Raw genomic sequence first — 22,970 nt, 5'->3', positions numbered from 1 at the left:
CTTCTGCCAAACCCGAAGGGTATTCGGCGTTTTGATACGGATAGATTCAGTCACCAAGCGGTACCCGGACGGAACGGTGGCGGTCGACCGGCTGTCGTTGGAGATACCGGACCGCTCGATCACCGTCCTTGTGGGGCCGTCGGGCTGCGGGAAGACGACGACCCTGCGGATGATCAACAGGATGGTCGAGCCCAGCGAGGGCACGATCCTCCTCGACGGTGCCGACATCACGAAGCAACCCGTGAACACGCTGCGACGGTCCATGGGTTACGTCATCCAGAACGCCGGTCTCTTCCAGCACCGCACCATCGTCGACAACATCGCGACCGTGCCCCGCATGCTGGGCTGGGGCAAGGAGCGGGCCCGGTCGCGGGCGAGGGAGCTGATGGAGCGGGTGGGGCTCGACGCCTCACTCGCCAGGCGCTACCCGTACCAGCTGTCGGGCGGACAGCAGCAGCGCGTCGGCGTGGCCCGGGCCCTGGCCTCGGACCCGCCCGTGCTGCTGATGGACGAGCCCTTCTCCGCGGTCGACCCCGTGGTGCGCAAGGGACTTCAGGAGGAACTCCTGCGGATCCAGGACGAGTTGGGCAAGACCATCGTCTTCGTCACCCACGACATCGACGAGGCGATCCGGCTGGGGACGATGGTCGCCGTCATGCGCACCGGCGGCCATCTGGCCCAGTTCGCGCCGCCCGCCGAACTGCTGTCCGCCCCGGCGGACGCCTTCGTGGAGGACTTCCTCGGCACCGACCGCGGCATCCGGCGCCTTTCGTTCTTCCCCTCCGCCGGGCTGGAGCTGCTGACCACTCCGGTCGTCGCGATCGACTCCACCGCCGAGCAGATCGCCGCCCGCGGCACGCCGGACGTGCCCTACCTCCTCGTGACCGACGTCGACGGCAAGGCGCTCGGCTGGAGCGAGCCGAAGGACCTCACCGCCGGGAAGGTGGTGCCCGAACGGCTGCTGCCGTACGGTCGGCCCTTCGAGTCCGGCAAAGACTCGCTGCGCGCGGCCCTGGACTGCGCCGTGCTCTCGCCCACCGGCTGGGCCGTCGCCGTGGACGGCACCGGACGGGTGGTCGGGGTCGTCTCGCAGGAGACGATCGGCGAGGCCATCCGCGGCGCCCACGCCGAGCGGCGGAAGGCGGACCTCGCCGGATGAACGGCTTCTTCGACATCCCCAGCGACCTCCAGCACAGCTATCTCGGGCTCATCGGACTGCACCTGAAGGAGGCCCTGCTGCCGGTCCTGGCCGGCCTCCTCATCGCCCTGCCGCTCGGCCAGCTGTGCGTGCGGTTCCGCTGGCTGTACCCGCCGGTCCTCGGGGTGACGACCGTGGTGTACGCCATCCCGTCGCTGGCGTTCTTCGTCGTCCTCATCGACTACACCGGCCAGAGCGAGATCACCGTGATGATCCCGCTGGCCCTGTACAGCCTGGTGCTGCTCGTCCCGGCCATCGTGGACGGCGTCAGGTCGGTGCCCCAGGAGACACTCGCGGCCGCCACCGCCATGGGCTTCGGCCCCGTACGGCGCTACGTCCAGGTGCAGTTGCCGATCGCGGTGCCCGCCATCATCGCCGGGCTGCGGGTGGCGACCGTCTCCAGCATCAGCCTCGTCAGCGTCGGCACCCTGATCGGCAACCAGGGCGCCCTGGGCAACCTGCTCGCCGACGCGATGTTCTACCACCGGCCCGCACTGGCGGTGAACTCCGTGGTCACCACGGCGGTCCTGGCGATCCTCATGGACGCCGCGCTGGTACTCGTACGCGTCCTGCTGACGCCCTGGATGCCGCGCGGCACGCGCTCGGCACGGCGCGCCCCGCGGGACGACTCCGCCCGGCCCGAACCGGCCGCGCTCGCCCTTAAGGACGCGGTCCGGTGAACGTACTGCACTTCATCAACGCCTTCTTCAGCGACAGCGCCCACTGGCACGGCTACGACGGCATCCCGCGCCGGCTCCTGGAGCACATCCAGTACTCGCTGATGGCCCTCGGCATCGCCGCCGCGATCGGGCTGCCGGTGGGGCTGCTGACCGGGCACACCGGGCGTGGCGGCAACGCGCTCGCGTTCCTCGCCACCGCCGCCCGGGCGCTGCCCAGCTTCGGCCTGCTGGTGCTGATGTTCGTCCTGCTCGGCCTCGGGCTGCTGCCCGTGATGATCCCGCTGGTCGTGCTCGCCGTGCCGCCGATCCTGGTGACCACCTACGAGGCGATGCGCTCCGTCGACCCGTCGCCGGTCGACGCCGCCCGGGGCCTGGGCATGCACGAGGCGAAGATCCTGTTCCAGGTCGAGGTGCCGGTGGCGCTGCCGCTGATCCTGAGCGGCCTCAGGTCGGCGGCCATCCAGATCGTCTCGACGGCCACCATCGCCGCCTACGTCAGCCTCGGCGGCCTCGGGCGCTACATCGTGGACGGCCTCTACCAGCGCAACTACGAGAAGGTGGTCGGCGGAGCCACGCTGGTGGCCGTGATGGCCCTGGTCACCCTCGGGCTGTTCTGGACGGTCAACCGGGTCGCCGTGTCGCCCGGGGTGCGCAGGAGCGGCTGAGCACGACGACGTGGGGGCGGGCCCGGGACGGATCCTGCGTCCCGGGCCCGCGGCGCGTCATGCCCCGGTGCGGGCCAGCGCCAGTTCCAGTACGACGAGCAGCGCGTCGCGGACCGAGCCGCGTTCCCGGGCGTCGAAGACGACGACGGGGACGCGCTCGGCGACGTCGAGCGCCCAGCGGACCTCGTCGAGATCATGCTCGATCCTGCCGTCGAAGGCGTTGAGGGCGACGGCGAACGGGATCTGCTTGTGCTCGAAGTAGTCGACGGCCGCGTAGCAGTCGTCGAGCCGCCGCGTGTCGACGATGACGAGCCCGCCGACCGCACCCTCGACCAGGTCGTCCCACATGAACCCGAACCGGTCCTGCCCCGGCGTACCGAACAGATAGAGCTTCAGCGTCGGGTCGATGGTGATGCAGCCGAAGTCCATGGCGACCGTGGTCGTGGTCTTGCGCGGGGTGTGGGTGAGGTCGTCGACGCCCGCCGCGACCTCGGTGATGGCCGCCTCGGTGGTCAGCGGGACGATCTCGGAAATCGAGCCGACGGCGGTGGTCTTGCCCACGCCGAAGCCGCCCGCGATCACCATCTTGACCGGCAGCGGCGGCCGTACGGCGGCCTGTTCAGTCGGTGTCACGGAGTACCCCCCGGGAGTCGGGGATGGCGCGGAGACCATCGATAACCCTTCGCAGTACGGACGCGTCCTGGGTGATGCCGGGGTTCGGAAGGTACACCGACAGCCGTCCTTCGGAGCGCAGGTCCTCGGCCAGGACGCGGACCACGTTGAGGTGCAGCCGCAGCCGGGCCGCGAGCTCCGCGATGGACTGCGGCTGCCGGCACGCGGCAACGATGTCGTGCTGCTCGAACGAGAGCCGGTCGAGCTGGTCGAGACCCTCGGCGGTGGCCACCACCTGGGTCTCGACCGGGATCGGCGGGCCGGACCTGGTGCCCGCCACCCGGCCCGCGGTGACCAGGAACGGCCGCACGGCGGGGGCGGGGCCGACCGGGTCGGGACCCGGGGCCGTGAAGCGGTCCTCGCCGGCCGGAGTACGGCCGTCCGCCATGAGCTGTGTCCTTCCTCGACCGGACGGTGCCGGTCACCCCGTCGACGTGACGCCGACGGAGTTCTTCAGTTCGAGCACGAGTTGGGGGCTGAGCGCGGCGCCGGCCCGGTTGGCGAACAGCGTCATCTCGTACGCGATGTTGCCGAGCTTGGCCTCCTTGTCGGTGACCACGCCGAGCACCGCGCCGCTGCCGATCGCGGAGACCAGGACGTGGCCGCCCTCCAGGTCGATGATGACCTTGTTGAGGCCGCCCAGGCCGTAGTTGCCGGAGGCTCCGGCGGCCAGGCTGGTGATACCGGAGACGATGGCGGCCAGCCGTTCGGAGTCGGCGTGCTCACGCAGCTCGGAAACGGCGATGAGCAGCCCGTCGGAGGAGACGGCGATGGCGTCGACGACGCCCGCGGTCTCGGTCGCGAATCGGTTGAGGAGCCACGTGAAGTCGGCTGCTGCGGCGCGCAGTTCGGCGGGCGTGGTGCCTCCCGCCGGAGTGTCACCTGTCGACGTGCTCACTGCTCCGCTCCTTCCGGGAGGTGGTTCTGATGACTCTGGTGGTTCTGATGACGCTGGTCGCTCTGGTCGCTCTGGTGGTTCTGGTAGTTCTGGTCGGGTGTCGGCTGCGGGGCCGGGGCCGGGGTGCCGGTCCCGCTGTCCCGGTGTGCGCGCTCCACGGCGGCCTCGAACTCCTCGAGCGCGGAGCGGACCTCGTGCGCGTCGGCGGGCCGGGCGGGGCCGTGCGCCGCCTGCTGGGCGGCCTCGGCGGCCGTGGTGCGGAGGGTGGCCCCGCGGACCCGGCGGCGCAGCGGGCGGGCCGCGCCGGTGTCGTCGTGGGGGAGGAGCGTCCGCTCGGTGCGGTCCTGGAGCGCCGGCGCCGTGCCCGAGGCTGTCTCCTCCGCCTCCTCCCTGTCCTCCGTCTCCTCCGCCTTCTCCGCGGGCGCCGTCTCGCGCCGGGGCACCCGCCGGGGCAGCGCGCCCGGCCGGGACTCGGTCTCGCCGTGCCGGGGCAGGGTGGCGGCGGCGGACGAGGACGAGGTGGCGGGCGAGGAAGGAGTGGCGGGCCCCGGTTCGACGGTGGCAGCGGCCGGGGCTGTTGCCACCGCGGCCGGGACGTTGAGCGGGCTCATCGCCAGCAGCAGTGTGGACGGGATGACGGCCTCGGCCGTGACACCGCCGCCGGGGGTGCGGGACAGCGTCACCCCGACGTCCCAGCGCCGGGCGAGGCTGCCGACCACGAAGAGGCCGAGCACCTTGGTCGGCACCAGGTCCAGGCGCTCGCGGCGGATCAACCGGGCGTTCTCCTCGTCGAGGCGCTCGGCGCTCATGCCCAGACCGTGGTCGGCGATCTCGATCAGCGCGCCGTCGCCACCGGTCCCGCGCACCGCCACCTCGACGGGGCTGCCCACGGGCGAGAACGCGACGGCGTTCTCCAGGAGTTCGGCCACCATCAGCGTCAGGTCGCCGATGATGTCGGGCTCCACCATGACCTCGGTCTCGGCGCGCAGCCGGACGCGCTGATAGCCCTCGATCTGGCCGAGCGCGGCGCGCACCACGTTGGTGAGCGCGGTGGGGCCGGAGTCCAGCACGGTCTCGCGGATGCCGGCCAGCAGCATGAGGCTGTCGGCGTTGCGCCGCAGCCGGACCGCGATGTGGTCGATGCGGTACAGCCGGTCGAGCAGCGCGGGGTCGGTCTCGCCGCGTTCGACGGCGTCGATGAGGGCGAGCTGCCGTGTGGTGAGGTTGCTGACCCGGCGGCCGACGTTGCCGAACATCTCGGCGACGTTGCGACGGCTGAGCACCTGGCGCTCCAGCAGGGCGGCCGCGGTGGACTGCACGTGGTTGAAGGCCTCGGCGAGTTCGCCGATCTCGTCCCGTACGGGGACGGGCACCTCGCGCAGCCGGAGCGGGCCCAGGTCCTCGGCGTCGTCGTCGGCCACCCGGGCGAGTTCCCGGCTGGTGATGTCGAAGACCTCCTGCGCGGCATCGGTGAGAGCCTCCACCGGCCGTACGACCGACCGCCGGACCGCCACCGAGAAGGCGAGCCACAGGACGAAGCCGAGCAGAGCCGCGGCCAGCAGCAGACCGGCCCGCCACCAGGCCTCGCTGGACGCGTCGTCGGCGCGGTCGGCGATCTGGCCGATGAGCGAGGCGGCGATCTTCAGCCGGCTCTCGGCCTGCTTCGGATAAGCCGGGTAGTCGCGCAGGGCGTCCGCGAACGCCGCGCGGATCCGGGACGGCGTGTTCGCCTGGAGTCCGCTGGGGTCGATCTGGAGCTCGGCGTACGCCTCGGCGATCTCCCGCTGCGCCGTGCTGTGCTCGATCCCGGAGAGTTCGTCCGCCTGCCGCTCGGTGGCGAACCGGGCGAAGCGGTCCGCCTGGTACGTGTACAGCTCGTAGGAGCCCACGGCGTTGGTGAACTCGATGAGCGCGTTGGAGTCACCGGTCGTCGCCGAGAACACGCTGGTCTCGAAGGAGCTGTGGGCGGCGTCGGCGCGCAGCAGGGAGTCCAGCAGATTGCCGGTGAAGGTGGCGGCGAGGGCGGCGTTGCGGTCGAGTCCGAGGCCGTCGAGCAGCCCCTTGGCGGCGTTGGTGTAGGCCGGGTCGATGTTGTCGGCGGGCAGGTAGCCCTCCTCGATGGTGCCGCGCAGGCTGCCCAGGCCGTTGATCTCCTTGAGGGCCTGCGCCTCCGTGTCGGGCAGCCGGTCGCCGAACGTGCCGCGCACCTTGTCGACCTGCGCGTCCACGGCGGCCTGGGCCCTGCGGTAGGAGGTGAGCGCGGGCCGGGCGTCGGCGCCGGCGGCGGCCTCGTAGCGCACGGAGAGCAGGACGGCCTGCTGGTGCTCGTTCTCCACCCGGTCGACGAGGTCGGCGACCTGCGCGCTGTCGCGGACCAGTTGGGCGGCGGCGGCCGCGCTGCGCGCCTGGTCCACCTGGTCGGTGATGAGGTAGCAGAGCAACGCGGCGACCACGGCCAGCGGTACGCCGACGAGGGCGTTGAGCTTGCGCCTGAACGGCCAGCGGGCGGCGAAACCGCCGGTGCCGCCCGGGTTCGGCGACGGGGCCGGCCGGGTCGGCGCGTCCACCTTGTTCGTGGACACCGAGCCTCCTTCGTGGGCGGACCACGGCGCGCGAAGGTTCACGAGACCGTATTCATCGACTGGGGCCGCGACAGAACGTTCGGAAGACGGCGGCCCCCGCACGCCGCTGTGCCTTGTCGCCAACTCGGGCGAGACTACCGCCTCTTCAGACCCCCGATTCGGCCACCCCACGTCAAGAATCCATTACAAAGCGTCTGCGACTCATCGGCAGAGCGTCCACCAGTCGTTCACAACCGGCCACGCATTGAGGCCAATCGGTGACCAGAATCCTCTTGACCGACCGAGAACCGGCTGGATTGGATCAGTAGACAAAGGTGCCGGACTTCCGCGCACCCCGCCATCTCCATGCTCCCCACACCATCCGAGCCCGGAACGGGAATTGTGACTTCTACCGCGAAGAGCAGCAGGTCAAGGACGAGAAACCCCGGCGCGGCAGCCGTCGCGCTCGCCGCCACGGCGGCGCTCCTGGCGGCATGTGCGGGGTGTTCGTCGTCCTCCGGCGAAGAGTCCGACCCGCTCTCGGGCGACAAGGCGGGCGGCGACAGCGTCGTCGTCGGCTCGAACAACTTCGCCGAGAGCATCCTGATCGCCGACATCTACGGCGAGGCCCTGAAGGCCAAGGGCATCAAGGTCACCTACAAGCCGAACATCGGCAGCCGCGAGACCACTTACGGTCTGCTCAAGAACGGCTCTCTCACCGTGCTGCCGGAGTACAACGGCGCGCTCCTCGCCTACCTGGACTCCAAGGCCACGCCGAAGACGGTCGCCACCACGACCGCCGCGATCAACGCCAAGCTCGACTCGAAGCTGAAGCTGCTCGACCCGGCGCCCGCGCAGGACAAGGACTCCGTCACCGTCAACGCCGCCACCGCCAAGAAGTACCACCTCACCTCCGAGTCCAGCATCGCGGACCTCAAGGACATCGCCCCCGACCTGGCCATCGGTGCCTCTCCGGAGTTCCAGACCCGACAGCAGGGCCTGGTGGGCCTGAAGTCCGTGTACGGGCTGAACTTCAAGTCGTTCAAGGCCCTGGACGCCGGTGGCTCGCTGACCCAGGCGGCGCTGAAGAAGAACACGGTGCAGGCCGCGGACCTCTTCACCACGGACCCGACCATCACCAAGGAGAAGTTCGTGGTCCTCCAGGACCCGAAGAACCTCTTCGGGTTCGAGAACGTGCAGCCGCTGGTCTACAAGTCGGGGCTCTCCCAGAAGGGCGCCGACACGCTGAACGCGGTCTCCGCCAAGCTCGACACGGTGGCACTGCTGAAGATGGACGCCGAGGTGCAGCTCCAGAACAAGGACCCGCTGGACGTCGCCAAGGCCTGGCTGACGTCGGCCGGCCTGGACTGACGTCCGTCGCTGCCGCCGGGACCCGTTCGAACGGGCCCCGGCGGCAGACGCGGCTCACGGCTTGCCGCGGCTCACGGTCTGCGGGTCACGGCTTGCAGCGGCGGGTCACGGCTTGCGGGCCACCGCTCCGTACATCGCGATGTCCTCGTCCCGGATGCCGTCGGCGGTGGCGGCGTCCGGGTGCCACTTGTGCACCTGGACGATGCCCGGCTCCACCAGCTCCAGGCCTTCGAAGAACTCCTCGGCCTCCGCGTGCGTGCGCAGCCGCATGGGCATGTTGCGGGCGGCGTACTCGCGGGCGACCCGGCCCACCTCCTGCGGCGCGAACTCGGCGGTGCCGATGGACATGGCCAGATAGCTGCCCGAGGGGAGAGGCTCCAGGAGGCGGCGGACGATGCCCACCGCGTCGTCCTCGTCCAGCACGAAGTGGACGATCGCGATCACCGTCAGGGCGACCGGCCGGGTCAGATCCAAGGTGTCGCGCAGCTCCGGGGCATCCAGGATGCTCGCCGGGTCGAGCATGTCCGCCTCGACGTACGCGGTCCTGCCCTCGGGGGTGCTGGCCAGCAGGCCCTGGGAGAGGGTGAGGACGATCGGGTCGTTGTCCACGTACACGACCCGGGACTCGGGGGCCACCGACTGGGCGATCTCGTGGAGGTTGGGCGAGGTGGGGATGCCGGTTCCGATGTCCAGGAACTGGCGTATCCCGGCCTCCTTCGCCAGATGGGCCACCGCGCGGTTCATCCAGTCGCGGTTGGCCCGCATGTGGACCGGGAGTGCGGGCCACTCCCGGGACATGGCGTCACCCGCCTCCTTGTCGGCCGGGTAGTAGTCTTTTCCGCCGATGATGTAGTCGTAGATGCGCGCGGAGTGCGCACTCTCGGTGTCGATACGGTCGGCCGGCCATCCGTTGTCGGGCAACGCCGCCCCTCCCATTCAAGTCGTAGGTTCCGTAAGAACGTTCATGGAAAAACAGGGGACCAGGCAGGAGAACCAGAGAAGTCACCAGAGAAGTTAAGAGAAATCAAAGGAGGAAGTCGGCTTCGCCCTTCTTCACACCCGCGAGGAAGCCAGCCACCTCGGCGGGGGTGAGGACCAGGGCCGGGCTGTCCGGGTCGGTGGACTGACGCAGCGCCACCCGGCCGTCGGCGAGCTTCTTCGCCTCCAGGCAGGCGCCTCCCGCGTCGTCGCTCCACGGTTTGGACCAGCCGCGCGCGCCGAGATCCCGGGCCGGCATGCCGTTGCGTATGTGGCCGTCGCGTATGTGGTGGTGCACTCACAGCTCCTTGCGTATCGCGCCGAGGAGAGCCTCGGTCTTCCTGGCGGGCGCCGACTGGGCGCCCAGCCGGTCCAGGGCCTCGCGATACACCACGACATCGTCGCTCTTGTCCAGATAGACAGCGCCCACCAGGCCGCTCAGATAGACGATGTCCGGCAACTCACGTGCCCTGAACCGGAAGACGTGGAACGCTCCGGCCCGCATCGCGGGATGCGGACCGCTTCGGAACGGCATGATCTGCAAGGTCACATGCGGCAGCGCGTTGAGCGCGATCAGGTGGTCGATCTGGGCGCGCATCACGGTGGGGCCCCCGACCGGCCAGCGCAGCACGGTCTCGTCCATCACCACCCACAGGCGGGGCGGCGCAGAGCGGGACAGCAGTTCCTGGCGGCGCATGCGCAGGGCGACCCGGCGCTCGGTCGCCTCGGCCGGGGCGTGCGGGTTTCCGGCGCTCAGCAGGGCCCGCGCGTACTCCTCCGTCTGGAGCAGACCGTGGACGAACTGCGCCTCGTACGCCCGGATCTGGAGCGCCGCCTGCTCCAGGCTCAGATACGCGGCGAACCAGTCCGGCAGCACATCGCGGTAGGTGTGCCACCAGCCGCGCTTGTTGGCCTCACGGACCGACTTCAGGAACGTGTCGATCTCCTGCTGGTCCGTCACACCGTAGATCTGGAGCAGTTTCTCGACGTCCGCGAGCCTGAGCCGGGCCACCTTGGCGGATTCCATCCGGCGGATCGTGGAGTGGCTGACCCCGATCGCCGCGGCCGCTTCCTCGTAGGTGCGGCCGGCCCGGGTGCGCAGCTCCTCGAGCTGTCTGCCGAGGATCATGCGCAGCACGGTGGGGGCGCCGCCCCAGTCGGTCTCCGCGGTCACGCCCTACCCCCTCACACCGAGTCACGGGTCATGGGTCACAGTCTGTCACGATCATCTTCCGGCGGAGGCAGCATGCACCTCACACATTGCAATTTTCAACTTGCCGGTTGCGAGGCGTCGTTCGCAGGTGCCAGAGTGGTTCCACCGTCAGGAGCCGGTGAACGAGGATGCTGAGCAGTCCAGTTGGGGGAGTCAGGGCTGCTCTTGGGCACGATTCGAAGCGAGTTGGCCGCTGGTGCGCGACTCGCGACGGCACTGAGCGGTGTGGCACCGGCACCTTCCGTGGTGCGACGGCAGATGAAAGGCGAACGGCGATGGCTCCGCCCTCCCTCCCCCAGCCTTTACGACGACCGGGACGACCGGCGCGGGAGGAGCAGCCCGTCCCCCAGGCGGGCATCTTCGGCCTTCCCGCGATCCCCGCCTCGGTGGCCGTGGCCCGCGGCCATGTGCGCGAGCTGCTCGCCGCCTGGAACACCGACGCCGAGACATGTGACAACGCTGTCCTGGTGGCCTCCGAGCTCGTCACCAACGCGATCATGCATACCGCCAGCGGCCGGATCGTGTGCAGACTGCGCACCGACGGCGCGCGGGTGCGCATCGAGGTGGAGGACGAGCACCGGGGCCAGACCCTCCCCGCCCAGTGCCGGCCGGAGCCCGACGACCAGGGGGGTCGCGGACTCCTGCTGGTCGGCGCGCTGAGCGGCGACTGGGGCGTCAAGAACAGCGCGTACGGGCCCGGACACATCGTCTGGGCCGAGCTGTCGCCGGACGGAGGAGACCCCGCCTCGACCGGGCTTCCGGCGACCACGAACACCACCCGGCCCGTCCCCCACCTGGCCGAAGGACCGTCATCCCATGGACCGACAGCACACGCCTGACCCTCGCCCGCGCTTGTCCGACGCTCACCGGCGCCTGTCCGATCCCCGCCCCGGCCTGTCCGCCCCGCTGCTGTGCGAGCGCCCCCAGCGGCTCTCCCTCCCCGTGGAACTGCCGGCCGGCCTCGGCTACGACGCCGTGGGCACCTCGCCGGAGCACGGCGAGCGGATCATGGAGTGCCTCCCGCGCGTCGGCTGTGTCTTCGCCGACGACCTGCGCTGGTGGTGGATCGTCCCCTCCGGCTCCCACGTGGGCGTCACCTGGCCGTCCTGCACGACCTACGCGATCGGGGCCTATCTGGCCGACCCGTCCTGGACCCGGGCATCGGGCCGCCCCCGCCCCGGCGGTCCCCGCCTCATCCACCGTCCCGATGGTGACTCTCCGTACACGCCACCGATCCCGCTGTACTTCCTCATCTGCCGGCTCGCCGGAATCAGCCCGAGCTGGTCGCTGGGCGCCGTGAGCTGAGCCCGGTCCTGCGGCGGCCGTGAGCTGAGTACGGCCCTGCGGCGGCCGTGAGCCGTGCCGGTCTGTGGAGTTTGCCCCGATGTCCGCGGGGTACCCGGGGCCGGGACTACGGGGCCTCTCGGGGGCCTCCGGGTTGCGGAGCGGCGGCGGAGATGACAGGACGGTAGAGCGATGAAAAGAAACGGAACGCTCGCGCGAGAGATCGTCTCCAGCCATTCGGTGTTCGGCGCTCCGTGCTGGGTCAGCCTCACCACCCGCGACCTGGAAGCCGCGGAGAACTTCTACAAGGCGGTACTGGGCTGGCGCTGGCGCACGGGCAAGCTCGGCGACCGGTTCCGCTTCGCGCTGTCGGAGGGCATGCCCGTCGCCGGGATCGCCGCGGTGGCCTCGCAGTGGCAGATGGCGGCCGCCTGGACGCCGTATTTCGCGGTGCCCAGCGCGGACGAGGCCGTGTCCCGCAGTCAGGAGCGCGGCGGTACGACCGCGGTCGGGCCGATCGCCTTCCCGCCCGGCCGGGCGGCCCTGCTGGCGGACCGCGACGGTGCCGTCTTCGGCATCTGGGAGGGACAGCTCGTCGCCGGCTGGGACCACTGGCGCCGCGCGGCCCCCGCCTTCGTACGCCTCCACACCCGCGACGCCTTCGACGCCGCCATCTTCTACGGGGAGGTCCTCGAATGGGCCTCCGCACGCCCCGGCGCCTGTCAGGTCCAGTACGACGGGAAGGAGGTCGTACTGCTCAGCCAGGGCGACGTGGTGGCGCGGATCCACTCCGGGGCGGTGGGAGCCGCGCCCGACCCCCAGCTCAGACCGCACTGGCAGGTCCACTTCGCGGTCGACGACGTCGAGGCCTGCGTCCATGCCGCCCAGGACCACGGCGGCACGGTGCTGCGGTGGGAGCCCGGCGCCACGGAGGCGGTGCTGAGCGACCCCGACGGGGCCCGCTTCACGGTGACCGCCCGCACGAAGCGCTGAGTACCACCGTCCCTGGGGTCAGTGCCCCGCGGTGGATGCGGCCCCTGGCGGCGACTAGGTGCGGGCCCTGCCCGCCGGACGCCGGCGGACGCCGTACGTGTCATGTGGCCGTACCGTCGCTGCACCGTCGCTGTACCGGCGCGTCTGCGCGCCGCGCTCTTGGCGGCGAGGCCGCGGGCCGGACGACCACACGACCGCCGGGGCCCCGGCCCATGGCCACGGGCTCGGCGAGCGGGTTCCGGTGGGGACGACCTCGGGGTGCCGCGGGGGGCGGTCGGCGGAGCCCGCTCGCCGAGGAGCGGTGGCGTCAGGACGCGGGCGAATCGGCCGTGGGGGACGGCGTCCGATGGCGGCGCAGCAGGCGCCGGCGGGGTTCCTGGTCCGGCAGCCAGCCGAAGGCGAGGCAGCTGCCCGTGGCGCCCAGCAGGAGGCCGATGAAGAAGCCGCCCAGGTTGGACGTGAGCCAGGTGCCCAGGGTCACCAGGATGCCGATGACGGAGTAGAAGAGCCGCTGGGCGGGGTTGAAGAGGATCAGCAGGCCGCACAGCATCATGACGACCGGCAGCAGATAGCCCGCGAGGCCCTGCATGCCGATGTGCATGACCACCTTCAGTGACACCTTCTCGGTGAGGAGGACCTCCGCACCGCCCAGGGTGAGCAGCAGTCCGCCCCAGAAGGGACGGCTCGCGCGCCACCGCCTGAAGGCGGACCTCGGCCGCGATGCCATCAGCAGGCCTTGTCGCTGAAGCTGAGGTGCAGGCCCGGAAGCTTGAACACCCCCGCCGTGGTCGCGTAGTTGGTCTGCCGGAGATTGGCGATATGCACGGTGTCGGCCTGCTGGCTGAAGACGCCCTTGTTGCCCTGCACCCCCGCCTTGTCGAGCGTGCTCGCGTCGTTGCCGATCTCGATCTTGTTGAACTCGGCGTCGCCGGACAGCTCGGTGGAGTCGGTGGTCAGATCGCTCGCCACCACCTTGTCCTTGCCGGCGCCCGCCTCGATCCGCAGGTTCGTACCGCCGAGGTCGACGCTCTGGCACAGCTTGGTGAGGGTCGCGTCCTTGATCGCGGAGGTGACGACCAGGACCTGGCCGCCGGTGTCACCGGCGTTCGGGCTGCCCTCGGCCATGTTGTCGAGGTTGCCGAACTGCTCGAAGCCGGTGCCGTTCAGGTCGGTGGCGGTGACCGTGAACGGCATGCCGGATATGGCGAACTGCACCCCGAGGGCACCCTGGGCGGTGAGGATCACCAGTCCGGCGGCGATCGCGGTGGCAGGCACCGCCATCACCGCGGCGCGGCGCAGGCGGACCCGCCCGCGTCTTTCGGACCCTTCGGCGGCGGAACCGCTTTCCGGGGTCTGGGGGGTGGAACCGTGGGACGCCGTGGCGTCCGAGGATGAGGCCATGTCTGCTCCTGGGCATAGTCAATGCAGGTGCGGTTTCACTGGCACGTTGTCCTGGCGCGGACAGCGGCTGCCGCGGACGCCTCCTCGCACCTCCCGGCGAGCGCAAGGGCTTTCTCGTTACGCAGCAGTAGCCGCGGTGGAAGTTACCGGTGGTTACAGTTCAGGGTCAAGCAACTTGTGCGAAAAGGGTGATGGTTGTGTGACACCTGTGCGTCACCAGGTGTACCGCAGGTCAACTTCTCCGCCGCGAGCCGCCAACTTCCTTGCTACGTCTTGACGTTGACTGCTCATCAGGTTTACAAATTCCCCTGCTTTCCCAAGGATCCGTGGCGCCGGATCCGTCGCACGGCGCGAGTCGCTCTCCCGGCCCCTGGCTGTCCCGGGGCGGTGGCGGCACTTCTGGACGCGCGGCGCGACGCACGGTCTCCACCACGATGCGCGGTCTCCACCACGATGCGCGGTCTCCACCACGATGCGCGGTCTCCACCACGATGCGCGGTCTCCACCACGATGCGCGGTCTCCACCACGATGCGCGGTCTCCACCACGATGCGCGGTCTCCACCACCTCCGAGTGATCCATCACCCCCACCGCGGCGCCGGCACGGTCGCCTTCCCATCGCCTGGGCCGTGTCCGGTCGCCCGGCTGCCGCCGCCGGTCCGTCGCGTACGGAGAAGGCGCCATGGGCCGGCGGCGGCAGCCGCACCTCCGCGTCCCCTCGCATCCCCGAGGGGCGCGGTCACCCGCAGCAGCTCCACACTTCTGAGAAGAGGCACCCCCATGCGCACTCGACCCTTGCTTGCCCTCGCCGGCGTCGTCGTGGCCCTCTCGGTCTCGGCGATGTCGCCCGCCTCCGCGGCAGGCACGGTCCTGACCACCGGCAGCGCCGGCGGTGACGCCGTCGCCACCGGTGACGTGCTCAGCGCCTCGCTGGCCACCGGCACCGCGGCCACGCTCTACTCCAGCGCGACCGGCACGAGCGGCGTCTCCTGCAGCGCGTCCACCTTCACCGCCGGTGTCGTGGACAACCCGGCCGCGTCCGGCACGGCCACCGAGTCGGTCACCGCGCACACCTTCGACGGTTGCACCAGCAATGTCATCGGTGTCCTCGGCGTCAGCGGCGTCACCGTCAACAACCTTCCGTACACCACCACCGTGGGCTCCGACGGAACCGTCACCGTGACTCCGGCCAGCGGCTCCACCATCCAGACCACCGTCAAGCTCAGCACCCTGCTGGGCACCATCAACTGTGTCTACCAGGCCCCCAGCCTGTCGGGCACGGCGAGCAACACCGACAACAGCATCACCTTCACCAACCAGCAGTTCACCAAGACCTCGGGCTCGTCCCTGTGCTTCAGCAGTGGCTACTTCACCGCGAAGTACGCCCCGGTCAAGGACACCAGCGTGTCCGGCAGCCCGTCGGTCTTCGTCAACTGACGACGGCCTGACGGCGACGGCCTGATGACGACGGTCTGACGGCAAGGGTCCGGCGACGGCCTGGCGGCGGCCCGCGGGCCGCCGCCAGGAGACGCCCCACACGGGGTGTCCGTCCCCTGGCGGCGACCTCCTAGCGGCGACGGCGGCGCAAGCTCACGACGGCGCCCGCGGCGAGCACCACCGCCGCGGCGCCGCCCGCGAGCAGGGGCAGGGACGGGCCGCTGTCGGAACGGTGCGCGGTGGCCGCCGCCGGAGTACCCGGCACGGCGGTCCTGGACGGCGGCGGCGTGGAGGCGGCGGTCTCGGACCTGCTCGGGGACGGGGAGCTCGACGGTGAGGACGTGGCGGCGGGACTGCTCGGAGTCGCCTTGCCGGCCGGCTTCCTGGCGGCGCCCGTCGATCCGCCGCCCGCACCGGCGGCGGCCTTGGCCTTCGCGAAGACCACGTCCGAGCACGAGTAGTACGTGTCCGTCGTGCTGGTGTTCTGCCAGATGGTGAAGAGCACATGGCGCCCGGTCCGGTCCGCGGGCAGCTTCGCCCCGAGGCGGTAGGCGCCGCCCGCCAGTGCCGGGTCCTTGAGCTGCGCGAACGGCTGCGCCGGCAGGTCCGACCAGGTCAGCGGCTTCGTGGGGTCGTACCCCTGTTTCGTCAGATACAGCTTGAACGTGCCGGTGTGCGGAATCGTCGAGCTGTACTTCATGGTCAGCGACGCGCCGGGGGTCAGCCGTGTCGACGGCCAGTCGGAGCGCGTGAGGTCGAGCCCCTTGTAGGCGGGCAGGCCGCCGCTGCACAGCTTCCCGTCCGGGATCAGCTGCCGGTCCCTGCCGTTCACGCCGGCGACCCGGAGGTTGTCCCACGCGGTGAAGGGCGAGCCGTTGGCCGCGATCGCCGCCGTGCAGGCGGCGGTCCGCGCCCGGCCGCCGCCCTCGGGGGAGCACGCCACCACCCGGCTGACCGGATCCGTCGGTGCGCCATGGGCCTGGGCCGGACCCGCCGCCCAGGCGGTCAGCAGCAGCGGGGCCGCCACGGCTACGGCGGCCGCGGCGGCGGTGCGGTGTGCGGTCATCCGGGAGTCTCCTCGGCCGGTGGGGGAGCGCGTACCAGAGGAGTACGGGGATGCGATGCCGTGCGTTCAGTCCACCGCGAGCGGCACCCGGAAGCTGCGCGTCCAGGGTGTGGCGGCGCGGGACACCGGCCCGCGCGACAGCGTGTGCGCCGGCCGGCCGTTAGCGTATGCGCATGCCAACTGAGTCGGCCCACGGGCCAGTCGGAGTGATATGTCCGAGCTGCGGCGAATCGACGGTGCGCGCGGTCGAGGAGATCTGCGCCGACGAGGCGTCCGTGCGCGACGGCCTGTCCAACCGCCTGGCGAAGGCGCCGGGCGTGACGTCGGGATTCGACGGCTGTCTGCACTTCGTCGAGGGCATGCTGATGGTCGGCGTGGGCGCCGCGCTCGCGTACAGCGGGGTGGACAACGACAAGCCGCTCTACACGATCGGCGGAGCGCTGCTGGCCGTGCTGCTGTTCGTCGGCACGATCCTCGTGGTCCGCGGCGAGGCGCGCGAGCGCGACGTGGTGAACGCCGGAGAGCACCGCGCCGACCGGCTGTGGCGTCCGGCGCACTACTGCTCCGGGTGCGCGTCGGTGTTCTGCCCCGGCGGCGGCCCGTGGGAGGGTCTGCTGACGCCGGAGCAGTTCCAGAAGTACGTGTGGACCGAGGCCGGATACGGGAAGCAGCTGGACCCCGCGGTCAGGGACCTGGAGCTGCCTGTCGGCATCCGGACCGGTCCCGAAGGAGCACAGGACCATGTCTGAAGCCCCCGTGATCGTCAGCGACGACCCGGGATCCTTCCCGCACAGCGTGCTGGCCGAGCGGCACCCCGCGCTCATCCGCAAGGTGCGGGACGCCTTCCCGTACGGGCCCGAGCAGCGGCGCGCGCTCGACGCGCTGCAAAAGAGCGCCCTCGACGGTGTGATCGAGCCGCTCGGCACACCGGCCGAGGACCACGAGCGGTGGGTGGCCTGGGGGCTTCCGAAGCACCTCGGCCGCTCCTGGTTCTCGGTGCCCTTCCTGTGGGCCGAGAGCTACTTCTACCGACAACTCCTCGCGGCTGTCGGCTACTTCGGCTCAGGGCCCTGGCAGGGCATCGACCCCTTCCGCCCCTTCAAGCTCGCCGAACTCGACACCCCGGAGGCGGCCGAGGAACTGGCCGCGCTCGACGCGCTCACCGGACGGCCGCTGGACGAACAGGCGCGGGCGCTGCTCCACGGCTCGCTCTGGGGCAACCGCGCGGACCTCGGCTTCCGCATCTCCGCCGGGGGCGACGGCTCCGTCGACTCCCAACTCCTCGTGGACGACAGCGAGTCACTGTGGGCGCTGCTGCCGGCGCACACGGCCGACTCCGACTCCGACTCCGACTCCGACGCCGACGGCACGGCCGGCCCGGCCCGCACGGTCTGTCTGGTCGCGGACAACGCCGGCCGCGAGCTCATCCCGGACCTGCTCCTGATCGACCATCTCCTGCACCACGGGCGGGCCGAACGGGCGGTGCTGCACGTGAAGCCGTACCCGTACTTCGTCTCGGACGCCACGACCGCCGACGTCCTGGACGCGGTACGGCGGCTGACCGGCACCAAGGGGGCGGCCGGGGCGGCCGGGGACCGCCTGTGGTCGGCCCTGACCGACGGCCGCCTCGTGGTGCGGGCCCATGTCTTCTCCTGTGCGCCGCTGCCGTACGCGGACATGCCGGACGACCTGCGCCGCGAGTTCGCCGAGGCGGACCTGACCATCATGAAGGGCGACCTCAACTACCGCCGTCTGGTGGGCGACCGGCTCTGGCCCCCGACGACACCGTTCACCACCCCGACGGCGTACTTCCCCGGCCCGGTCGTGGCCCTGCGCACCCTCAAATCGGACGTGATCGTCGGCCTGGACGCGGACACGGAGGCGGCGTTGGCGGCGGCCCAGGGGCAGGGATGGCGCACGAGCGGGACGCACGCGGTGATCCAGGCCAGGCCCTGACGCACCCCTCATGCCACCTGCAACGGCAGCGACTTGATCCCGTTGATGAAGTTCGACACGAGGCGTCCGGGAGGCCCGGCGACCCGCGGTGCGGGCAGCGCCCGTAGCGTCTGCGCGTACAGCACCCGCAGTTGCAGGCGGGCGAAGTGCGCGCCCAGGCAGACATGCGGGCCGTCGCCGAAGGAGACGTGCGGGTTCGGTGACCGCGACAGATCCAGCCGGTCCGGGGCGGTGAAGACGCGCCCGTCACGGTTGGCCGAGGCGTGGAAGACGACGACCTTGTCGCCGGCCCGGATGCGCTGTCCGGCGAGGTCGGTGTCGCGTACGGCCGTCCGGCGGAAGGTGAGCACGGGCGGATGCCAGCGCAGCAACTCCTCTACGGCGGAGGGTAGTTGCTGTGGCCGGGCACGGAGTCGGGCGTACGCCTCCGGGTGCTCCGCCAGGGCCAGCAGGCCGCCCGGAGCGGCGCCGCGCACGGTGTCGTTGCCCGCGACCGTCAGCAGGAAGAAGAACATCGCCAGCTCGGGGCCGGTGAGTTCGGGGTCGGTGGCGAGGGTCGTCATGATGTCGTCGGCGGGGTGTTCCCTCTTGTACGAGGCCAGCTGCCGCGCGTACTCGAACATGTCCCGCAGGGCCCCCGGTGAGCGCGGATCGACCGGTTTGCCCGCCGCGTCGAGGAGCGGCTCGCCCGCCTCGTCCGGGTCCTGGTAGCCGATGACGCGCCGCGTCCAGTGCAGCAGCAGGCCGCGGTCGCTCTCCGGTACACCGAGCAGATCGGCGAGGTTGAGCAGGGCGTAGTCGTCGGTGACGGTGGCGACCAGGTCGCAGCTGCCGTCGCCGGCGCGCGCACCCGCGAGGGCGGCGGCGAGCAGGGTGCGGGCGCGGTCACGGGCGAGCGACTCGAACCGGTCGACGCGGCGCGGCGTGAACGCACGGCTGACCAGCCGCCTCAACCTGCCGTGGTCCGGCGGATCCTGATTGAGCATCATGTCCCGGATGAACGGCAGGTCGTCGGGATCGGGGTCGCGGATCTGGGTGGCGCCGAACCGCGAGGAGTACGTGGTGGAGTCCTTGAGCACGCGTACGACGTCCGCGTGCCGGGTGACCGCCCAGAACCCCGGCCCGGCGGGCCAGCCGAGCACCTCGGGCTCGGCCTGCCGGGCGACGGGGTGATGGTCGCGGAGCGTGCGGTACGCGGCGTGCGGGACTCCGGCGGCGTACCGGCGCGGGTCGAAGACATCGGGGACGGGCGGGGCCTGCTCGCGGACGCTCACTCGCCGGCGTCCTCGGCCCGGAGGAACTCCTCCACCACGTGGATCAGGTCGAGCGGCGCCTCGTCCATGGCGTAGTGCCCGGCCGAGGGCAGCTCCCTCAGCTCGCCGCGCGGGTACCAGCGCATCCAGGTGTCCCGGAGCAGCGCGCTCGACAGCGCCGGGTCAAGAGCCCCCGTCACCGCCAGCGCGGGCACCCCCGCGCCCGTGACCTCCGCCTGGAAGTCCTCCCCGGCCCACGAGTCCAGCCACGCCCGGAACGCCTTCGCGTCGCTGTCCGCGAGGGAGCGGGCGACCATCCGGTCGAGCCAGGCCCCGGGGCGGCGCCCGCCGGTGGTGACGTCGATGATCGCGCGCCGGTTCTCCGGCTTGTGCGCCGCGTCCGCGAACAGCTGCCACTGGTCGGCCGGCAACGACAGCCCCGACGCGGGCACCGGGGACACCCCCGCGATCCGGCGCAGGCGCTTCGGGGCGAGGGCCAGCAGCCGCTGCGCGACCGTGCCGCCCATGGAGTGCCCGATCACGGAGAACCGATCCCAGCCGAGCCGGTCGGCCAGCTCGACGAGGTCCGCGGCGGCCTCGGCGGTGGTGAACGCGCCGACCGCGTCCTTGGCCCTTCCGTACCCGCGCAGATCCACCAGCGCGTACGTGAACGCGGCCCGGTCGAGATCCGGCAGCACCGCCGCGTACGCGGCCCGGTCGGCGAACCAGCCGTGCACCGCGAACACCTTGTGGGCGCCGTCGCCGTGCAGTTCATGGGGCAGCACGAAGGAGGTCATGCTGTCACGGTGACCCGGCCGGGCAGGGGTGGCAAGAGGGCGTGGCACCGGGGCAGGCAGGCGCGGAACTGCGGCGGGCAGGCGTGGAACCGGGGCACGCACGCGTGGGACGGCCGGGCGGGAACGCCCGCGATTCACGCGATGGTGTGATCATGTCCCGGCCCGCGGATGTCCCCGAAGGGCCCTGGGTAGGGCCCGGCCATGACGCAGCCGTTCCAACTCCCGCACTTCTACATGCCCTACCCCGCGCGGCTGAACCCGCATCTCGACGAGGCGCGCGCCCACTCCACGCGGTGGGCGCGCGGCATGGGCATGCTGGAGGGCTCCGGCATCTGGGAGCAGTCCGACCTCGACGCACACGACTACGGGCTGCTGTGCGCGTACACACACCCCGACTGCGACGGCCCGGCGCTCTCGCTCATCACCGACTGGTACGTGTGGGTGTTCTTCTTCGACGACCACTTCCTGGAGACGTTCAAGCGCACCCAGGACCGCGAGGGCGGCAAGGCCTATCTGGACCGGCTGCCGCTCTTCATGCCGCTCGACCTGTCGGCACCCGTTCCGGAGCCGGAGAATCCGGTCGAGGCGGGCCTCGCCGACCTGTGGGCGCGCACGGTGCCCGCGATGTCGGCGGACTGGCGCAAGCGGTTCGCCGTCTCGACCGAGCACCTGCTCAACGAGTCGCTGTGGGAGCTGTCCAACATCAACGAGGGGCGGATCGCCAACCCCGTCGAGTACATCGAGATGCGCCGCAAGGTCGGCGGAGCCCCCTGGTCGGCGGGGCTCGTCGAGTACGCGACCGCCGAAGTGCCGGCCGCCGTCGCCGGGTCGAGGCCGCTGCGGGTGCTGATGGAGACCTTCTCCGACGGGGTGCACCTGCGCAACGACCTGTTCTCGTACCAGCGGGAGGTCGAGGAGGAGGGTGAGCTGAGCAACGGCGTCCTCGTCCTGGAGACCTTCTTCGGCTGTACGACGCAGGAGGCCGCCGAGACCGTCAACGACATCCTCACCTCGCGGCTCCACCAGTTCGAGCACACGGCGCTCACCGAAGTGCCCGCGCTGGCCCTGGAGAAAGGCCTCACCCCACCCGAGGTCGCGGCGGTCGCGGCGTACGCGCGGGGACTTCAGGACTGGCAGTCGGGCGGCCACGAATGGCATCTGAGGTCCAGCCGCTACATGAACGAGGGCGCCCTCTCCCAGAAGCGGCCCTTCGGGCTCTCCGCGATCGGCACCTCCGCCGCCGACCTGCGCGGACTGCTCGCCGACGCCGGGGCCGAGCGGCTGCGCCGATACACCCACGTGCCGTTCCAGAAGGTCGGACCGTCCCGGATCCCCGACTTCCATATGCCGTTCCAGGTGGAACTCAGCCCGCACCTGGAGGGCGCCCGCGCCCGGCTGACCCCGTGGATGCACAGCACGGGCATGCTCCAGGAGGGCGTCTGGGACGAGGACAAGCTGACGGCGTACGACCTGCCGCTGTGCTCGGCCGGCCTCGATCCGGACGCCACGCCCGACGAACTCGACCTCAGCTCACGGTGGCTGGCCTGGGGCACGTACGGCGACGACTACTACCCGATGGTGTTCGGGCCGCGCCGCGACCTCGCGGCCGCCAAGCTGTGCACACGACGGCTGTCGGCGTGCATGCCGGTCGACGGCGAGGAGGTCCCGGCGCCGGTCAACGGCATGGAGCGCGGCCTCATCGACCTGTGGGCCATTACGACGGCGGAGATGACCCCGGACGAGCGGCGCACGTTCCGCGCCTCGGTGGACGTGATGACCGAGAGCTGGGTGTGGGAGCTGTCCAACCAGCTCCAGCACCGCATCCCCGACCCGATCGACTACCTGGAGATGCGCCGCGCCACCTTCGGGGCCGACCTCACCCTGAGCCTGTGCCGCGTGGGCCACGGCCCGAAGGTCCCGCCCGAGATCTACCGCAGCGGCCCCGTCCGCTCTCTGGAGAACGCGGCCGTCGACTACGGCATGCTCATCAACGACGTCTTCTCGTACCAGAAGGAGATCGAGTACGAGGGCGAGGTGCACAACGCGATCCTCGTCGTGCAGAACTTCTTCGGCTGCGACTACCCGACCGCGCTCGGCGTCATCAACGACCTGATGACCCAGCGGATGCACCAGTTCGAGCACGTGGCCGCCCATGAACTGCCGCTCCTCTACAAGGACTTCAAGCTCCCGCAGGAGGTGCGGGACATCATGGACGGCTATGTCGTGGAGTTGCAGAACTGGATGTCCGGCATCCTGAAGTGGCACCAGGACTGCCACCGCTACGGCGCGGCGGACCTGGCCCGGCGTGCCCATGGCTTCGTACCGGACCGGGCACCTTCCGCACCGTTCACCGCGTGGGCGGCGCCGGTGGCGCGCTGAGGGGGGGGACAGGCGGCTGCGGCTCGTCGGCGAGGGGCGCAGTCAGGTGTCGGGTGTGCCCGATCCGGAGGGGGACGGGTGGCCTTGGGGTGCGGCTGCGCGGGATGCCGGACCGCGGCCCGCGCCGCCGGCGCCCGCCAGGGTGTCGAGGTGACGCGGGCCCAGTCTC

General features: G+C 71.1%; 23 protein-coding genes. 11 read left to right on the top strand and 12 right to left on the bottom strand.

The annotated features are described in order from the left end of the window. Positions 1 to 31 precede the first annotated feature (31 nt). The 3 genes from GTY58_RS11475 to GTY58_RS11465 are packed head-to-tail and all read left to right on the top strand — an operon-like array spanning position 32 to position 2,543. Complete coding sequence (locus GTY58_RS11475; RefSeq protein WP_010983625.1) at positions 32 to 1,159, top strand: ABC transporter ATP-binding protein; 1,128 nt, start codon at positions 32 to 34, stop codon at positions 1,157 to 1,159. Beyond that, complete coding sequence (locus GTY58_RS11470; protein WP_010983624.1) at positions 1,156 to 1,878, top strand: ABC transporter permease; 723 nt, start codon at positions 1,156 to 1,158, stop codon at positions 1,876 to 1,878. Before GTY58_RS11475 ends, GTY58_RS11470 begins: the two co-directional genes overlap by 4 nt. Continuing rightward, positions 1,875 to 2,543 (top strand): ABC transporter permease, encoded by a 669-nt coding sequence (locus tag GTY58_RS11465; protein WP_010983623.1) that lies wholly within the window; start codon positions 1,875 to 1,877, stop codon positions 2,541 to 2,543. Before GTY58_RS11470 ends, GTY58_RS11465 begins: the two co-directional genes overlap by 4 nt. A gap of 57 nt (positions 2,544 to 2,600) precedes the next feature. Here GTY58_RS11465 and GTY58_RS11460 read toward each other — a convergent pair whose 3' ends face one another. The 4 genes from GTY58_RS11460 to GTY58_RS11445 are packed head-to-tail and all read right to left on the bottom strand — an operon-like array spanning position 2,601 to position 6,695. Continuing rightward, the gene (locus GTY58_RS11460) at positions 2,601 to 3,215 is read right to left on the bottom strand and encodes an ATP/GTP-binding protein (protein WP_042494337.1); all 615 of its coding nucleotides are present in this window, start codon (positions 3,213 to 3,215) and stop codon (positions 2,601 to 2,603) included. Beyond that, entirely contained in the window at positions 3,163 to 3,603 is a 441-nt protein-coding gene (locus GTY58_RS11455; protein ID WP_010983621.1) for a DUF742 domain-containing protein, read from the bottom strand. Before GTY58_RS11455 ends, GTY58_RS11460 begins: the two co-directional genes overlap by 53 nt. 33 nt (positions 3,604 to 3,636) lie before the next feature. Then, positions 3,637 to 4,113, bottom strand: coding sequence for a roadblock/LC7 domain-containing protein (locus GTY58_RS11450; protein WP_010983620.1), 477 nt, complete (start codon positions 4,111 to 4,113; stop codon positions 3,637 to 3,639). Then, on the bottom strand, positions 4,110 to 6,695 hold the full coding sequence (locus tag GTY58_RS11445; RefSeq protein ID WP_037650025.1) for an ATP-binding protein: 2,586 nt from the start codon (positions 6,693 to 6,695) through the stop codon (positions 4,110 to 4,112). Before GTY58_RS11445 ends, GTY58_RS11450 begins: the two co-directional genes overlap by 4 nt. A gap of 381 nt (positions 6,696 to 7,076) precedes the next feature. Here GTY58_RS11445 and GTY58_RS11440 point away from each other — a divergent pair, with 381 nt between their 5' ends. Continuing rightward, entirely contained in the window at positions 7,077 to 8,045 is a 969-nt protein-coding gene (locus GTY58_RS11440) for an ABC transporter substrate-binding protein (protein ID WP_037650026.1), read from the top strand. A gap of 105 nt (positions 8,046 to 8,150) precedes the next feature. On the opposite strand, the gene GTY58_RS11435 is transcribed toward GTY58_RS11440, so the two are convergent. From GTY58_RS11435 to GTY58_RS11425, 3 genes are all read right to left on the bottom strand, one after another. After that, positions 8,151 to 8,966 (bottom strand): SAM-dependent methyltransferase, encoded by an 816-nt coding sequence (locus tag GTY58_RS11435; RefSeq protein ID WP_037650071.1) that lies wholly within the window; start codon positions 8,964 to 8,966, stop codon positions 8,151 to 8,153. 103 nt (positions 8,967 to 9,069) lie between these two features. Continuing rightward, entirely contained in the window at positions 9,070 to 9,282 is a 213-nt protein-coding gene (locus GTY58_RS11430) for a DUF397 domain-containing protein (RefSeq protein WP_042494335.1), read from the bottom strand. Between the two features lie 39 nt (positions 9,283 to 9,321). Continuing rightward, positions 9,322 to 10,197, bottom strand: a complete 876-nt coding sequence (locus GTY58_RS11425) for a helix-turn-helix transcriptional regulator (protein ID WP_010983615.1) — start codon at positions 10,195 to 10,197, stop codon at positions 9,322 to 9,324. Between the two features lie 314 nt (positions 10,198 to 10,511). Here GTY58_RS11425 and GTY58_RS11420 point away from each other — a divergent pair, with 314 nt between their 5' ends. The 3 genes from GTY58_RS11420 (at position 10,512) to GTY58_RS11410 (ending at position 12,513) form a co-directional block, all read left to right on the top strand. Further along, positions 10,512 to 11,075, top strand: coding sequence for an ATP-binding protein (locus tag GTY58_RS11420; protein ID WP_107083169.1), 564 nt, complete (start codon positions 10,512 to 10,514; stop codon positions 11,073 to 11,075). Next, positions 11,053 to 11,541, top strand: coding sequence for a hypothetical protein (locus GTY58_RS11415; protein ID WP_010983613.1), 489 nt, complete (start codon positions 11,053 to 11,055; stop codon positions 11,539 to 11,541). Before GTY58_RS11420 ends, GTY58_RS11415 begins: the two co-directional genes overlap by 23 nt. A 171-nt stretch (positions 11,542 to 11,712) precedes the next feature. Continuing rightward, on the top strand, positions 11,713 to 12,513 hold the full coding sequence (locus GTY58_RS11410) for a VOC family protein (protein WP_010983612.1): 801 nt from the start codon (positions 11,713 to 11,715) through the stop codon (positions 12,511 to 12,513). A 307-nt stretch (positions 12,514 to 12,820) separates the two neighbouring features. On the opposite strand, the gene GTY58_RS11405 is transcribed toward GTY58_RS11410, so the two are convergent. Beyond that, positions 12,821 to 13,240, bottom strand: a complete 420-nt coding sequence (locus GTY58_RS11405) for a DUF6114 domain-containing protein (protein ID WP_010983611.1) — start codon at positions 13,238 to 13,240, stop codon at positions 12,821 to 12,823. Next, a complete protein-coding gene (locus tag GTY58_RS11400; protein ID WP_010983610.1) occupies positions 13,240 to 13,914 on the bottom strand; it encodes a DUF6230 family protein in 675 nt (224 codons plus the stop codon). Before GTY58_RS11400 ends, GTY58_RS11405 begins: the two co-directional genes overlap by 1 nt. Before the next feature lie 779 nt (positions 13,915 to 14,693). Between GTY58_RS11400 and GTY58_RS11395 the strand changes: the two genes are divergently transcribed. Then, positions 14,694 to 15,350, top strand: coding sequence for a hypothetical protein (locus tag GTY58_RS11395; RefSeq protein ID WP_037650027.1), 657 nt, complete (start codon positions 14,694 to 14,696; stop codon positions 15,348 to 15,350). Between the two features lie 130 nt (positions 15,351 to 15,480). Here GTY58_RS11395 and GTY58_RS11390 read toward each other — a convergent pair whose 3' ends face one another. After that, the gene (locus GTY58_RS11390; protein ID WP_010983608.1) at positions 15,481 to 16,416 is read right to left on the bottom strand and encodes a lytic polysaccharide monooxygenase; all 936 of its coding nucleotides are present in this window, start codon (positions 16,414 to 16,416) and stop codon (positions 15,481 to 15,483) included. 173 nt (positions 16,417 to 16,589) lie between these two features. On the opposite strand from GTY58_RS11390, the gene GTY58_RS11385 reads away from it, so the two are divergent. Next, complete coding sequence (locus GTY58_RS11385) at positions 16,590 to 17,165, top strand: hypothetical protein (RefSeq protein WP_167544192.1); 576 nt, start codon at positions 16,590 to 16,592, stop codon at positions 17,163 to 17,165. Next, positions 17,158 to 18,372 carry a damage-control phosphatase ARMT1 family protein gene (locus GTY58_RS11380; RefSeq protein ID WP_010983606.1) on the top strand — a complete coding sequence of 405 codons (1,215 nt, stop codon included), beginning with the start codon at positions 17,158 to 17,160 and terminating at the stop codon, positions 18,370 to 18,372. The genes GTY58_RS11385 and GTY58_RS11380 overlap by 8 nt, the downstream gene beginning before the upstream one ends. Positions 18,373 to 18,380: 8 nt before the next feature. Here the strand turns inward: GTY58_RS11380 and GTY58_RS11375 are convergent, their stop codons facing one another. Together GTY58_RS11375 and GTY58_RS11370 are read right to left on the bottom strand one after the other, a co-directional pair. After that, on the bottom strand, positions 18,381 to 19,646 hold the full coding sequence (locus GTY58_RS11375) for a cytochrome P450 (RefSeq protein ID WP_010983605.1): 1,266 nt from the start codon (positions 19,644 to 19,646) through the stop codon (positions 18,381 to 18,383). Continuing rightward, the gene (locus GTY58_RS11370) at positions 19,643 to 20,422 is read right to left on the bottom strand and encodes an alpha/beta hydrolase (protein ID WP_010983604.1); all 780 of its coding nucleotides are present in this window, start codon (positions 20,420 to 20,422) and stop codon (positions 19,643 to 19,645) included. Before GTY58_RS11370 ends, GTY58_RS11375 begins: the two co-directional genes overlap by 4 nt. Before the next feature lie 201 nt (positions 20,423 to 20,623). Between GTY58_RS11370 and cyc2 the strand changes: the two genes are divergently transcribed. After that, entirely contained in the window at positions 20,624 to 22,801 is a 2,178-nt protein-coding gene (gene cyc2, locus GTY58_RS11365; RefSeq protein WP_010983603.1) for a germacradienol/geosmin synthase Cyc2, read from the top strand. Positions 22,802 to 22,970: the final 169 nt, after the last annotated feature.

Origin of the sequence: Streptomyces sp. SID5469, from assembly GCF_009862865.1 — a bacterium.
Taxonomy (GTDB): Bacteria; Actinomycetota; Actinomycetes; order Streptomycetales; family Streptomycetaceae; genus Streptomyces; species Streptomyces avermitilis.
The sequence above is the reverse complement of the archived record's forward strand: the minus strand, read 5'-3'. Positions and strand labels throughout refer to the sequence as shown.

Coding starts and splice junctions, on each gene's coding strand:
- GTY58_RS11410 (WP_010983612.1), top strand. CDS start 11,713: ATGAAAAGAAACGGAACGCTCGCGCGAGAGATCGTCTCCAGCCATTCG.
- GTY58_RS11455 (WP_010983621.1), bottom strand. CDS start 3,603: ATGGCGGACGGCCGTACTCCGGCCGGCGAGGACCGCTTCACGGCCCCG.
- GTY58_RS11460 (WP_042494337.1), bottom strand. CDS start 3,215: ATGGTCTCCGCGCCATCCCCGACTCCCGGGGGGTACTCCGTGACACCG.
- GTY58_RS11470 (WP_010983624.1), top strand. CDS start 1,156: ATGAACGGCTTCTTCGACATCCCCAGCGACCTCCAGCACAGCTATCTC.
- GTY58_RS11415 (WP_010983613.1), top strand. CDS start 11,053: ATGGACCGACAGCACACGCCTGACCCTCGCCCGCGCTTGTCCGACGCT.
- GTY58_RS11395 (WP_037650027.1), top strand. CDS start 14,694: ATGCGCACTCGACCCTTGCTTGCCCTCGCCGGCGTCGTCGTGGCCCTC.
- GTY58_RS11380 (WP_010983606.1), top strand. CDS start 17,158: ATGTCTGAAGCCCCCGTGATCGTCAGCGACGACCCGGGATCCTTCCCG.
- GTY58_RS11385 (WP_167544192.1), top strand. CDS start 16,590: ATGCCAACTGAGTCGGCCCACGGGCCAGTCGGAGTGATATGTCCGAGC.
- GTY58_RS11405 (WP_010983611.1), bottom strand. CDS start 13,240: ATGGCATCGCGGCCGAGGTCCGCCTTCAGGCGGTGGCGCGCGAGCCGT.
- GTY58_RS11400 (WP_010983610.1), bottom strand. CDS start 13,914: ATGGCCTCATCCTCGGACGCCACGGCGTCCCACGGTTCCACCCCCCAG.
- GTY58_RS11420 (WP_107083169.1), top strand. CDS start 10,512: ATGGCTCCGCCCTCCCTCCCCCAGCCTTTACGACGACCGGGACGACCG.
- cyc2 (WP_010983603.1), top strand. CDS start 20,624: ATGACGCAGCCGTTCCAACTCCCGCACTTCTACATGCCCTACCCCGCG.
- GTY58_RS11430 (WP_042494335.1), bottom strand. CDS start 9,282: ATGCCGGCCCGGGATCTCGGCGCGCGCGGCTGGTCCAAACCGTGGAGC.
- GTY58_RS11390 (WP_010983608.1), bottom strand. CDS start 16,416: ATGACCGCACACCGCACCGCCGCCGCGGCCGCCGTAGCCGTGGCGGCC.
- GTY58_RS11370 (WP_010983604.1), bottom strand. CDS start 20,422: ATGACCTCCTTCGTGCTGCCCCATGAACTGCACGGCGACGGCGCCCAC.